This is a genomic window from Melittangium boletus DSM 14713 (assembly GCF_002305855.1).
GTDB lineage: Bacteria > Myxococcota > Myxococcia > Myxococcales > Myxococcaceae > Cystobacter > Cystobacter boletus.
The window spans coordinates 1,156,355-1,168,244 of sequence record NZ_CP022163.1 but is presented as its reverse complement, the minus strand read 5'-3'; the positions used below and the strand labels follow the sequence as shown (position 1 = coordinate 1,168,244).

At 66.7% G+C, this 11,890-nt stretch carries 12 protein-coding genes; 8 read left to right on the top strand and 4 right to left on the bottom strand.

Features of this window, described 5'->3' with window-relative positions:
• Positions 1-13 precede the first annotated feature (13 nt).
• The 4 genes from MEBOL_RS04850 to MEBOL_RS04835 are packed head-to-tail and all read left to right on the top strand — an operon-like array spanning position 14 to position 4,972.
• On the top strand, positions 14-1,405 hold the full coding sequence (locus tag MEBOL_RS04850; protein WP_095976312.1) for a cytochrome P450: 1,392 nt from the start codon (positions 14-16) through the stop codon (positions 1,403-1,405).
• A gap of 25 nt (positions 1,406-1,430) precedes the next feature.
• Complete coding sequence (locus MEBOL_RS04845; protein WP_157774755.1) at positions 1,431-2,666, top strand: cytochrome P450; 1,236 nt, start codon at positions 1,431-1,433, stop codon at positions 2,664-2,666.
• A gap of 25 nt (positions 2,667-2,691) precedes the next feature.
• Positions 2,692-4,086: a cytochrome P450 gene (locus MEBOL_RS04840; protein ID WP_095976310.1), complete on the top strand. Its 1,395-nt coding sequence runs from the start codon at positions 2,692-2,694 to the stop codon at positions 4,084-4,086.
• Positions 4,087-4,132: 46 nt separating this feature from the next.
• Positions 4,133-4,972, top strand: coding sequence for an SDR family oxidoreductase (locus tag MEBOL_RS04835; protein ID WP_095976309.1), 840 nt, complete (start codon positions 4,133-4,135; stop codon positions 4,970-4,972).
• Here the strand turns inward: MEBOL_RS04835 and MEBOL_RS04830 are convergent.
• Positions 4,969-5,253, bottom strand: coding sequence for a DUF427 domain-containing protein (locus MEBOL_RS04830; protein WP_095976308.1), 285 nt, complete (start codon positions 5,251-5,253; stop codon positions 4,969-4,971). The two genes, MEBOL_RS04835 and MEBOL_RS04830, sit on opposite strands and share 4 nt — an antisense overlap.
• Positions 5,254-5,353: 100 nt before the next feature.
• On the opposite strand from MEBOL_RS04830, the gene MEBOL_RS04825 reads away from it, so the two are divergent.
• Positions 5,354-6,088 carry a DUF2652 domain-containing protein gene (locus MEBOL_RS04825; RefSeq protein WP_095976307.1) on the top strand — a complete coding sequence of 245 codons (735 nt, stop codon included), beginning with the start codon at positions 5,354-5,356 and terminating at the stop codon, positions 6,086-6,088.
• Positions 6,089-6,134: 46 nt separating this feature from the next.
• Here MEBOL_RS04825 and MEBOL_RS04820 read toward each other — a convergent pair whose 3' ends face one another.
• Positions 6,135-7,730: a glycosyltransferase family protein gene (locus tag MEBOL_RS04820; protein WP_157774754.1), complete on the bottom strand. Its 1,596-nt coding sequence runs from the start codon at positions 7,728-7,730 to the stop codon at positions 6,135-6,137.
• A gap of 115 nt (positions 7,731-7,845) precedes the next feature.
• Here MEBOL_RS04820 and MEBOL_RS04815 point away from each other — a divergent pair, with 115 nt between their 5' ends.
• Together MEBOL_RS04815 and MEBOL_RS04810 are read left to right on the top strand one after the other, a co-directional pair.
• Positions 7,846-8,361, top strand: a complete 516-nt coding sequence (locus tag MEBOL_RS04815) for an OmpA family protein (RefSeq protein WP_095976305.1) — start codon at positions 7,846-7,848, stop codon at positions 8,359-8,361.
• A gap of 148 nt (positions 8,362-8,509) precedes the next feature.
• Complete coding sequence (locus MEBOL_RS04810) at positions 8,510-8,902, top strand: LysM peptidoglycan-binding domain-containing protein (RefSeq protein ID WP_095976304.1); 393 nt, start codon at positions 8,510-8,512, stop codon at positions 8,900-8,902.
• A gap of 60 nt (positions 8,903-8,962) precedes the next feature.
• On the opposite strand, the gene MEBOL_RS04805 is transcribed toward MEBOL_RS04810, so the two are convergent.
• A complete protein-coding gene (locus tag MEBOL_RS04805) occupies positions 8,963-10,351 on the bottom strand; it encodes a styrene monooxygenase/indole monooxygenase family protein (RefSeq protein ID WP_095982586.1) in 1,389 nt (462 codons plus the stop codon).
• 251 nt (positions 10,352-10,602) lie between these two features.
• Positions 10,603-11,244, bottom strand: coding sequence for an HAD family hydrolase (locus MEBOL_RS04800; RefSeq protein ID WP_095976303.1), 642 nt, complete (start codon positions 11,242-11,244; stop codon positions 10,603-10,605).
• A gap of 162 nt (positions 11,245-11,406) precedes the next feature.
• Between MEBOL_RS04800 and MEBOL_RS04795 the strand changes: the two genes are divergently transcribed.
• The gene (locus MEBOL_RS04795; protein WP_095976302.1) at positions 11,407-11,850 is read left to right on the top strand and encodes a hypothetical protein; all 444 of its coding nucleotides are present in this window, start codon (positions 11,407-11,409) and stop codon (positions 11,848-11,850) included.
• Positions 11,851-11,890: the final 40 nt, after the last annotated feature.

The window sequence follows — 11,890 nt, the reverse complement described above, 5'->3', positions numbered from 1 at the left end:
CGGACAGGTCGCTATGGACTCCTCCTCCCCCTCCCATGGCGCCTCGGCGCCCCGCGCAAGGCTTCCTCCCCTGGCCAGTGGCTTGCCCCTCGTCGGCTCGACGCCGCAGGTGCTCGCCAACCCCATCCGCTTCTTGATGCGGGCCCGAGAGCGCTACGGTGACATCTACACCTTGGATCTTGGCGTCCAGCGCATGGTGGTGCTCAACCACCCGCGCCAGCACGAGCACGTCTTCCTGACCAAGAGCAAGAACTACCTCAAGCAGGGCGCGCTCTGGGATGCCATGCGCACGCTGCTGGGCAATGGGCTGGCGGTCAGCCAGGGCGAGGTGTGGAAGCGCCAGCGGCGGATGGTTCATCCCCAGTTCCACCGCCAGCGGTTGGCGCGAATCACGTCGTTGATGGTGGCGGCCATCGAGGATCAGTTCGAGCGGTGGGACGAGCAGACCCGAGCCGGTCAATCCCTCGACGCGGTCCCCATGTTCGCCGAGCTCACCATGAAGCTGCTGGCGAAGTCCGTCTTCGGCACGGCGGTGAGCCATGAGAGCGTGGAGACGCTGCGCCCGGAGATGCTGTACGTCATCAAATACATGGTTCCGTCCATGCTCACCCAGTCCCTGCCGTCGTGGGTGCCTCGGCCGGGAGAGCGCCGCTACCAGCAGGCGTTGGAGCGGATCGACCGCCTCCTCTTCTCCGTGATCGAGCAGCGCCGGGGTGAGCCAGGAGGCAGTGACGATCTTCTGTCCATGCTGCTGGAGGCGCTGGATGAAGAGACGGGGCTGCCCATGCAGGCGCGGCAGCTGCGCGACGAGACGCTCACCCTGTTCCTCGCGGGCTACGAGACGACCTCGGTGGCGCTCGCCTGGGCGGTGCACTACATCCTCGAGGACGCCGCGGTCTGGCGGCGGCTCCGCGAGGAGGTGGAGCAGGTGCTTGGGGATCGCGAGCCCACCTTCGGAGACATGGGCGAGCTCAAGTACACCCGCATGGTGATCCAGGAATCACTGCGGATCTGTCCTCCCATCTGGTGGAACCCTCGCCTGGCCATGGAGGATGACGAGATCGACGGGTATGCCATCCCCAAGGGCTCGGTGATCGCGCCGTTGACGTATGTCGTCCACCACCACCCCGACGTCTGGAAGGACCCCGAGCGTTTCGATCCCCTGCGCTTCGCCAGCGAGGAGGGGGAAACCCGGCACCGGTGCGCCTGGGGCCCCTTCGGCATCGGGCCGCGCAAGTGCGTGGGGGTGGAGTTCGCCATGATGGAGGCCCAATTGGTGCTGGCCATGTTCGTGCGCCGCTATGACGTCAGTCGGATGGCGGGGCCTCCGGTGGAGAAGGCGATGTTGGGCACGCTCAGGCCCAAGGCGGGGATTCCCATCGGATTGCACCGGCGTCGGAGTTGAGCCGGGTTCACGGAGAAAGACAGACATGTCCGAGCAGGTGAGCCAAGTCCCGGTGGAACATTTCAACCCGCAGCCGCGGGAGGTCTGGTCCAATCCCTACCCCTGGTATCAGCGCTACCGGTCCCTGGACCCCGTCCACTGGACCCTGGCGGCCGAGCGGGGGGATGCTGGCGTGTGGTACGTGTTCCGCTACGAGGACGCACTGGCCATCCGCGCCCATCCCTGTCTCAGTCGGAAGTATCGGCATGACCGGCTCGCCGAGCAGGAGATCCCGCCGGCCATGAAGCCCTACTCCGACAAGCTCCGCCACTGGATGGTGGAGATGGATGCCCCCCATCACACCCGGCTGCGCTCGCTGACCACCAAGCACTTCACCTCGCGCACGGTGGAGCGGCTGCGCCCCAAGCTGGAGGGGCTGTCCAACTACCTCATCGACCGGGTCCTGGCCGCCGGCCGCATGGATGTGGTGGGGCAGTTCGCCTATCCGATGGCGCTGCTCACCATCACCGAGATGTTGGGGATGCCTCGCGAGGATGCCGCGCTGTTCAAGTCGTGGTCCCTCACCTTCACGGCGATCGAGAACCGGCGGCCCACGCTGGACCTCTACCAGCGCGCGAGCGACGCCGTGCTCGAGTTCGACGCCTACCTGAAGAAGGCCATCGCCGAGCGCCGCAAGGCTCCTGGCGATGACGTCCTCAGCACCCTGGTCATGGCCAGGAACGACGAGCAACTGACCGACGACGAGGTGATCGGCACCTGCATGCTGATGCTCTTCGCCGGGCACGAGACCACCGTCAACATCCTCGGCAACAGCGTCCTGACGCTGCTGCGCAATCCCGAGCAATTGCAGTTGCTGCGCGCCCACCCGGAGTTGATGGAGTCCGCCGTGGAGGACCTTCTGCGCTACGAGAGCCCCGTGCAGAGCGTCAGCAATGGCCATGCCAGCGAGGACTTCGAGTTGGGGGGCAAGACGATTCGCAAGGGCCAGAAGGTCATCACGGTGTTTGGCTCGGCCAACCGCGATCCGGAGGTCTTCCCGGACCCGGACCGATTGGACATCACCCGTCAGGCCAACCGGCACATGGCCTTTGGCATGGGCGCGCACAACTGTCTGGGAGCGCCGCTGGCGCGGCTGGAGATGCGGGTCGCGCTGGAGACGCTGCTGCGCCGGCTGCCCAACCTGAGGTTGCTGAGCGAGACAGCGAACTGGAAGGAGGGGCTCATGTTGCGCGGCCTCGACTCGCTGCCTGTCGCTTTCTGAAAGACGCCTGTCTGAAGGAGATTCGATGTTCGATCGGATGACGGACCCGCCACCTGCTTCTCCCCCGATGAGCGCGTCGCCGCCCAAGGCCAATGGCGTGCCGTTGTTGGGGGTGCTCCCGTATCTGGCCAGCCAACCGCTGGCCTATTTGCATCAAGCGCGGGAGCGCCATGGCGATCTCTTCTACGCCAAGGTGGGACCGATGCAGTTGTTGGTGGCCAACCACCCCCGCCATGCCGAGCATGTCCTCAGCCGCCGCAATACCGTGTACGCCAAGGGCGGACCGCTCTGGGAGGTCCTTCGGCCCTACCTGGGCAACGGATTGCTGATGAGTGAAGGTGATTATTGGTTGCGTCAGCGCCGGCTGATGCAACCGCTCTTCACCCAGCAGCGATTGGTTGCCCTGAGCGATCTCATGCTGGAGGCCATTGACGCGGGGTTGGAGCACTGGCGGGAGCCCGCCGAACGGGCACTTCCCTTCGATGTCGACCGGGCTTTCTCCAAACTGACGATGATGATCAGCGCCCGGGTCATCTTCGGCAGGGGGATGAGCGCGCAAGAGGCGCAGGTGCTGGGCTCGCATGTCACCCATGTCATCGATTCCATGGTGGGAAACATGCTCACCAAGAGCATCCCCTCCTGGGTGCCCCTGCCCGGGCGCCGCCGCTATCAGCAGGCGCTCAAGGATGTGGATGAGGGACTCCTGCGCCTCATCCAGCGCAGTGGCGCCAGTGACGAAACCGCGGATAACGACGGGTTGCTGGCGTCCTTCATCCGTGCGCGCACCAGCCAGGTCGCCGAGCCGTTGACGGCCAAGGAACTGCGCGACGAGACGATGACCCTTTTCCTGGGGGGTCACCAGACGACGGCCTATGCGCTCACGTGGTCCATCTACTTCCTCACGCTCTACCCTCAAGTCGAGCAGCGGATGCGCGCGGAGGTCGAGGCCTTGGGCGGGCGGCGTCCCACCTTCTCGGACCTGGCGGCGCTGCCATACATGCGCATGGTCATCCAGGAGTCCATGCGCGCGCGTCCGCCCGTGTGGTGGATCCCCCGCAAGGCCTTGGAGGATGACGAGATCGATGGCCACCACATCCCCGCGGGCACGGTGGTGGCCCCCATCATGTTCACCATCCACCACCACCCGGAGATCTGGGAGTCGCCGATGGAGTTCGATCCCGAGCGCTTCACGCCCGAGCGCTCGGCCAATCGTCATCGCTTCGCCTGGGTTCCCTTCGGGAGTGGTCCTCGCAAGTGCATCGGAGAGCACTTCTCGATGATGGAGTCGCAGCTCGCGCTGGCGCGTATCGTCCAGAAGTTCCGTTTCAAGGGCGTTCCTGGACGTCAGGTGACCCCGACCCTGCTCACCACCTTGGGAACCAAGGATGGTGTTTTCGTCCAGCTGATTCCCAATGAGTGACCACGCGCGCGTACAAGGCTCCCCTGCGGCGGAGCCTGGGTTTCCCATGCGGGGACGGATGTGTCTGGTGACTGGCGCCAGCCAGGGAATCGGCAAGGAGACCGCGGTGGGGCTGGCTCGGCAGGGGGCCACCGTGGTGCTGTTGTGCCGGGACCGCGCGCGGGGAGAGGCGGCGGTCCAAGACGTTCAAGCTCGCGGCAACGGGGGAGAGGTCTCCCTGCTGCTGGCGGACCTCTCCTCCATGCGGGAGGTGCGTCGCGTGGCTCAGGAGTTCCGCGAGCGCTACTCACGGCTGGATGTGCTCGTCAACAACGTGGGCGGCATCTACATGGAGCGGCGATTGTCCGCGGAGGGGAACGAGATGACCCTTGCCACGAACCATCTCTCCGCTTTCCTGCTGACCGGATTGCTCCTGGAACTGGTGGTGGCCAGTCCGCAGGGACGCATCGTCAACGTCTCCTCGTCGCTGCACCGGCTGGCGCGGTTGGATCTCCAGGATCTTCAGAACGAGAGGCGTTACGGCGGGCTCAAGGCGTACTGCCGCTCCAAGCTTTGCAACGCCCTGTTCACCCATGAGCTGGCCCGCCGGCTGAAGGAAACCCGGGCCACGGCCAACTTCCTGCATCCGGGGGCGGTGGCCTCCGGATTCGGACGGAACAACGCGGGATTCTTCGGCTGGCTGGTACGTGCGGTGGCGCCCTTCCATCTCACCCCAGAGCAAGGGGCGCGGACCCTCATCCATCTGGCCTCCGCTCCTGAAGTGGCTCGAGTGAGCGGTGGCTACTTCGAGGACTGCAAGCAGCGCCGTCCCTCGAGCTCCTCTTCCGATGACGCCCTGGCGCGACAGCTCTGGGAGCACTCGGCGCGGCTCACGGGCCTGACCTAGCGCTCCACCTGGACGCCCTTCCAGAAGGCCACATGATCCCGGATGCCGCGGGCCGCGTCCTTCGGCTCCGGGTAGTACCAGGCCGCGTCCTTGTTCACCTGTCCATCCACCACCACGTCGTAGTAGCTCGCCACTCCCTTCCACGGGCAGGTGGTGTGTGTGCCGCTGTCCTGGAGCGCCGCTCGCTTCACCGCCTCCCTGGGGAAATACACATTCCCCTCCACCTCCTCGTACGTGTCACTCTCGGCGAGCACCTGTCCGTTCCACATCGCCCTGGCCATGGTGAACCTCCTCCCATCGGGTTGTGCGCCCACACTTTATGTGGTTCGCGTGCCTCGGGGCTTGCTGGACTGGAACGGCCGCGGCTAGGCTCGTCGCCGTATGGCGATCGAGAAGGCGCTGCTGCTCATCGCGGACATCGGCGGCTACACCCGCTTCATGAAGCAACACCGCTTCAGCCTCGCGCATGCACAGGACACGATCGCCCAGCTGCTCGAGGTGGTGATCGACGCCGCCACGGGGTTCAAGCTCGCGAAGATCGAAGGGGATGCCGCGTTCTTCTACGTCGTGGGCGAAGACGTCACGGTCTTCCACCGGCAGATCTCGGGGATTCGCCGGGCATTCCTCGCCAGGCGCCAGCGGCTCGCGCTCGACCGGATGTGCAAGTGCGATGGGTGCCTGCAGGTCACGGGGCTGACGCTCAAGTTCGTGGTCCACGCGGGGGAGGTCGCTTTCCAGAAGGTGAAGCACCTCACCGAGCTGGCGGGGGTGGATGTCATCCTCGTGCACCGGATGCTGAAGAACGACGTGCCCGTGTCCGAGTATGTCCTGATGACCCAGGCGGTGCACGAGAAGCTCGACCCGGAGCTGCGCCGTCTCAGCCGTGGCATCGAGCACGACTTCGAGGGGCTGGGCCGTACGGCCACGCACTACGTCGACCTGAACGAGCTGGTCGCGGCTTCACCGGAGTCCGTCGCGCCAAGTCTGCCGCGAAAGCTATGGAACAAGGTGGCGCTGGAGCTGCGTTCACTGCCGTATCTGCTCGGCTTCAAGGAGCCCTGTCAGAACTTCCGCAATGTCGAGATCGTCGAGGGTCCGAACCTCTTGAGCGAATGAGGTGCGCCCCCCGGTGCGCGGCGCAGGAGTCAGTGCTCGGGTGGAGTCACCGCGGCTCGGCGGCGCAGGTGTAACGCCAGCGGAGCGGCGCGCGTTCGTACACGCCTCCCGTGGAGGGGGCGCACTCCAGCAGCAGACGCTTCGCCAGCGCCTGCTCCCGGGTGACGGTGTAGTCGGTGGTCACCTGGAAGCGGTGGACGGCGCGCATCCCGGTGCGCAGGTCATCGGGTTGAACGGAACCCCATCCCTGTGCCCATTCCATGAAGCGAGGCCGATGCGCGTCGAGGTAGGCCTGGACCTCGTCTCCCAGCATCTGGTGGGTGTTGAGCCCGACGAGGTCCACCACGAACGCCCGGCCGAGGAAACGCGACGCGCCCGCGTCCAGCACCCACACCACGTCCTCGGGCGAGGCCTTCGACAGGAAGAGTCCCTCCTGGACCTGGAGATCATCGATGTTGTGCGCGTCGTTCTCGAGCCGGCTCAGGCGGGCGGGGAGCCCCGTGGCCAGCGCGAGCGGAAGGAGTACCGCCACGGCGGTGGCCAGCCGGGTGCCTTTCGCCGCCAGGCGCGCCTCCAGCCACCGTCCCAGCAGAAGGGGCGGGGCGGCCAGGAGAAAGGGGATGGCGGGCAGCAGGTAGCGCTGGGTGTAGAAGATCTGGACCGCGGGCTGGCGCAGGAGCGCCTGCGAGACGGAGCAGAACACCAGGGCCACGGCGACGAGTCCGGCCCCCAACCGCTCGGGACCCGGCCTGGGCGCCCGGCGCCGCACCAGGATGACGATCGCCACGAGCACGAGCACCGCGAGCACGGGCCCGGGCCAGGACAGTTCCGGCACGAGTCGGAAGAAGCCGGCCCATTGCGTGGCCAGCAGGGGCAGGCGGTTCGAGGTCCCCACCTTGGCGTAGAACGTCGCGGGCAGTGGCCTGCCGGAGGCATGCAGGTTCCACAGCGCCCAGGCCCCACAGCCCAGCGCCACGCCCACCGCGGCCTGGAGCCATCGCTTCAGGAGGGGTTTCCCTCCGGGCTCGGGCCGCACCACCAGCGGCAGGAGGAAGAGAAAGAGCCCCACCTCGGGGCGGGCCAGGGGGCCGAGCGCGCCGCACAGCACGTAGAGGCCGGGCCGTCTGGAGCGCAGGGCCAGCAGGAATCCCACCGCCGCGAGCGTGGCCAGGGGGACTTCCATGCCGGAGAGGCTGGCGGCCACCAGGTGGGGGCTCATCAGCACGAGCAGCGCGGCGCTGGCGGCCCAGCGGCGGCCCGCGTCCCGGAGCGCCACGTACAGGCCCGCGGCCGTGAGCGCGTGCAACAGGAAGCCCACCAGCTTGGTGACGAGCACGGCCCGCTCCACGCTCGCGTTCCCGAGGTGTGCCACGGCCAGCACCACGGCCCAGAGGGGAGACGTCTCGCCCGTGGAGGGCACGCCGGGGTTGTAGCTGAGCCCATCTCCGTGAGCCACGGAGCGCGCGTAGACGGCGTGGATCCACGCATCGTCCAGGGGAAAGCCCCGGAGCCGCCAGTAGTCGGGGACGAGGGCGACGGTGAGCGCCAGCACCGCGAGCGCGCAGAGGACACCGGCCCCTCCGAGGACACGTCCACCCCAAGGGGCCGGGGTGGGAGAGGGCGGGGAGGGAAGGTCGCTCATGAGGGGGCGCGAGCCTACCGTAACCCGGTGGCGCTTCCGGAAAAGACGGCACTGGACGCCCCGGGCCCACCCATGCAGCCTGGGCGCGCTTCACCATACCTCGGAGGCAAGAGCCATGAAGACGAAGGCGCTGTGCATCGCCCTGTCGCTGTTGGCGGTTCCCGCGGTCTCGTTCGCGCAGGGCCCATTGGAGCAGCTCAAGAAGACGGCGGGAGACGCGGGCAAGGGGGCCCTCGAGAAGCGCATCAACACGAAGCTGACGGACGAGGCCCGCAAGAACCAGTGCAGCTTCAAGTCCGGCACCGACACGCTCGAGCCCGGCTGCGACAAGAAGTTGAAGAACCTCGCCAAGGCCTTGATCGAGGCCAAGAAGCAACTCGATGCGGGTGGGGTGAAGAGTTACAAGTTCGAGGTCTCCGGACACACCGACTCGAGCGGCGACGCGGCCAAGAACAAGGCGCTGAGCGCGAAGCGCGCCGAGGTCATCGTCAAGGAGCTGGTCTCCCGGGGCGTTCCGCGGGGGGAAATCATCGCCGTGGGGCGGGGCTCGGAGCAGATGTTGGTGAAGCCGGACGACACGGCGGCCAAGAAGGCGAAGAACCGCCGCTACGAAATCCAGGTCCGGCTCTGAACCGAGGGCCGTGGACTGTCTGTTGACAGTCCATCACCCCCAGGCGGAAGGGCTCCACCGCGCGTGAAGTGGCGGGGGGGCTCGTGACTAGAGTGCGGCTCCATCTGGCGGAGCGCCCGTGCGCTCCGTGTGGCACGAGAGGAGCGTCATGGCACTGCAGAATGACTACAAGGACGTACTCGACGTCGCGAAGACCGTGGGCGCCAAGGTCGAGTCCCGAGAGGAGAACGGCAAGCTCGTCATCCAAGGAACGGTCGAGCATGCCTGGGATCGCGATCGCATCTGGGATCAGATCAAGGCCAAACACACCCAGTGGCAGAATGAAATCATGGTGCTGTTGACCGTGACCCACGCGGAGCCTTACGGGGTCTACACCGTGAAGTCGGGGGATACGTTGAGCAAGCTCGCCAAGGACATCTATGGCGATGCGAAGCTCTATCCGAAGATCTTCGAGATCAACAAGGATCAGCTCAAGAACCCGGACCAGATCAAGGTGGGACAGGTGCTCAAGCTGCCGCCGAAGTCGATCGCCACGTCCTGACTCGGGTCCGGTTCATTCCAGTCCCGAGGTCCAGGGGAGAGGGTCCTTGGGTGATGGAGGCTACGCCGCCTTCTTGTAGCCGTGGACCAGGGGGTGTCGGGGCTCCTGGCCACGCAACTGCCGCAACTCCTCGCGGGCGATTCCCAGTCCGCCTCCCGCCAGGGCGCGCATCCACGAGTGGCCCGTCTCCCGCGAGATGAACTGGCGCATCTGGTGCGGGTCCTGGAGCAGGGGCGTGAGCAGCGAGGGATCGTTGAAGTTCTCCACGAAGGCATTGGCCAGCCGTTGCTCCCCGCTGGTGTTGTCGAAGCGCCCGTCGCTGCCGTACTGGGCGATGAGCAGATCCCGGCCGGCCGTGGGCAGGGGCTCGAGGAGCAGGTTGTTGAAGGTGTAGGTGGCGTGGCCGTGGCGCGCGTAGAAGCGCTCGAAGGTGTCCGTCATCCACTCCGCGTCGAAGGCCTGGTCCTGGTGGGCGATGATGCACTCGACGAGGTTGCGCGCCATCTTGTTGCCGTTGTTGGCGCCTTGCCCGCCGATGGGGTCCAACGACATGGCGGTGTCCCCGAGTGGCATCACGCACCGGCCCGAGGGCAGCCGGCCCACGGGCTTGCGCACGGTGGGCGCGAAGCTCCCCACCAGCCAGCCGTTGGGGTCCGACACCTCGGCGTCGCGGATCCACGCCTCGTCCCAGGGCATGAGCTCCCGAACGACCTGCTTGCCCAGCTCGAGCACCTGGGCGGCGCTCTTGGCCCCCCGGAAGCGGTCCATGGGTCCGCCGGGCCGCGCCTCGAAGAGCAGACACCAGCTCGGGCCGGCGTCCTTGTGGAAGTAGGGCACCCAGAAGGCCTCGCCCGCGGTGGCCATCAGGTTGAGCTTCACGGGCAGCATGGGGATGCCCTCGAAGCCCATCTGGGGTCCCTTCACGCACACCATGGCGAGCTGACGCTGGGGCGCGTCATAGACGCTGCGCTCCGCGTCCCGCTCGAAGAGGTTGCACAGCTCCGCCCGGCCCGCGGCCACGATGGTGAGGTCGTGCTCGGCGGAGATTTCATCCAGGCGCCGGAGGGTGACGGACTCGATCCGGACCTGGCCGCCTCGTGCCACCAGCTCGTTCATCCACTGGTGGCTCTGCAGGCGCAGGTCGATGGCGACGAACGGCCGGCGCAGGCGCCCGGTGACGGTCAGCATCCGGTTGCCGAGCATCGGGCAGACGGTGATGTGGAAGCCGTCACCCCACGGTGCGTCATTCACCCAGGAGTTCAGGTCGAGCTCGTACTCGAACTGGAGCGCCAGGTCGAAGCGCGTGGCGGTACCCGTGGGCCGGCTCTCGTGCAGCCATTGATCGGGCGTCCGGTCCGAATAGAGCGTGACGCGATAGCCCGCCTTCAACAGGGCGTGTGCCGCCAGCAGACCCGCCTGCCCCGAACCGATGATCGCGATGCTTCGCATGGACATTCCTTCCGCCCCGGAGGGCGTGTTGATGGCGCCCGCGTACTGCAACGGCCATGCCCTTTCGTTGAAAACCCTGAATCCCAGGTGTCATCCTGGGAAAACAGGGTCCTGAGGACGCTTCATTTTTGAAACCTGGGGTTTTGGTGACTCTGGCTCGCCTTCTCGCTCCCTCTCCGACGGAGCGGGGCGAATTGACGCTTCGCATCCTCGCTTCGGGTGGGCGTGAATTGACTCAGTAGGGGCTCCCATCAACGGCATGAAGGCAGGTGTTCCAACAGGCGCGAGAGATTGGGCTGGAGTTCGTCCGGGGCGACGGTGGCGAGCAGGGCCTCCTCGTGGGTGCCCCAGGTGACGGCATAGGTCCTCAGGCCCGCCGCCTTTCCCGCGAGGATGTCGTGGGTGGTGTCCCCCACCATCCACAGGCCCTCGGTGCCGAGCGCCGCCAGGGCGCGGTGGATGACGTCCGGGGCGGGCTTGTGGGGAAATCCGTCCGTGCCCTGCACATGGTCCACGGCGGACGTGAGCCCGAGTGCCTCGACGAATCGCCTGGCCATGTCGGTGCGCTTGGTGGTGGCGATGGCCAACGAGTAGCCGCGCTCGCGCAGGTTCCCGAGGAAGTCGACGACACCGGGGTAGGGGCGTGAGCGGGTGGTGAAGTTGCGCGGGTAGTGCTCCCGGTAGAGCGCACACAGGGTGGGGACCTGCTCGGGCGCGAAGTGGGCGTACATGGCCTCCAGGGGGTGGCCGATGAGCGTGCGCACCTCCGCCTCCGAGGGCACGGGCATTCCCAGCCGTGCGAGCCCATATTGAAAGCTGGCGATGATGTCCGGCAGCGAGTCGACCAGCGTGCCGTCGAGGTCGAAGACAATCGTCTTGGAAGGGGGCTTCATGGGGCCGTGCTATCAGCCGAGGCCGTGTTGCCCAAGCGTTGGGTGTCTCCCCCTCCGGTGTGCGGGCGCATCATGACTCCCAGGCCGGGTTCCGGGGCCGCGACGTGATGGGTTCTTTCCTGTATGCTGATGGCCGGTGCTGGAAAGGATGGACATCGTTCATTGATCACCTTCGATGACGCCTCGTGGCCGTTGTTGACGGTGTCGTTCACGGGAAAGAACTCCAGCCAGGACTTCGACGCCTACCTGACGAGATTGTCGGAGTACCTGCAGCGCGGTGATAAGCACGCGGTCATCATCGACACCCAGGGCCTGTCCGCGGGGCCCACCCTGGAGCAGCGTCAGCGTCAGGTGGGATGGGTCCAGGCGAACCTGTCCGCCCTGCGGCTGCGCTCGCTCGGCACCGCGTTCGTCATCAACTCGCCCTTCATCCGGCTGGCGCTGAACATCGTGTACCAGATCCAGCCCCTGCCCACGCCCTACACCATCGTGGGGGACCTCAAGATGGCCCGGCACTGGGCCCTGGAGCGCTTCCAGGCCGCGGGCCTGACTCTTCCCGTCATGGCGTCCCCCCGGCGGGGAAGCGCCGGGGCGGGCTCCGAGTAGGGCGAACCCCGAGGAGGGCGGAAGCCTTTTCGGTCAATGC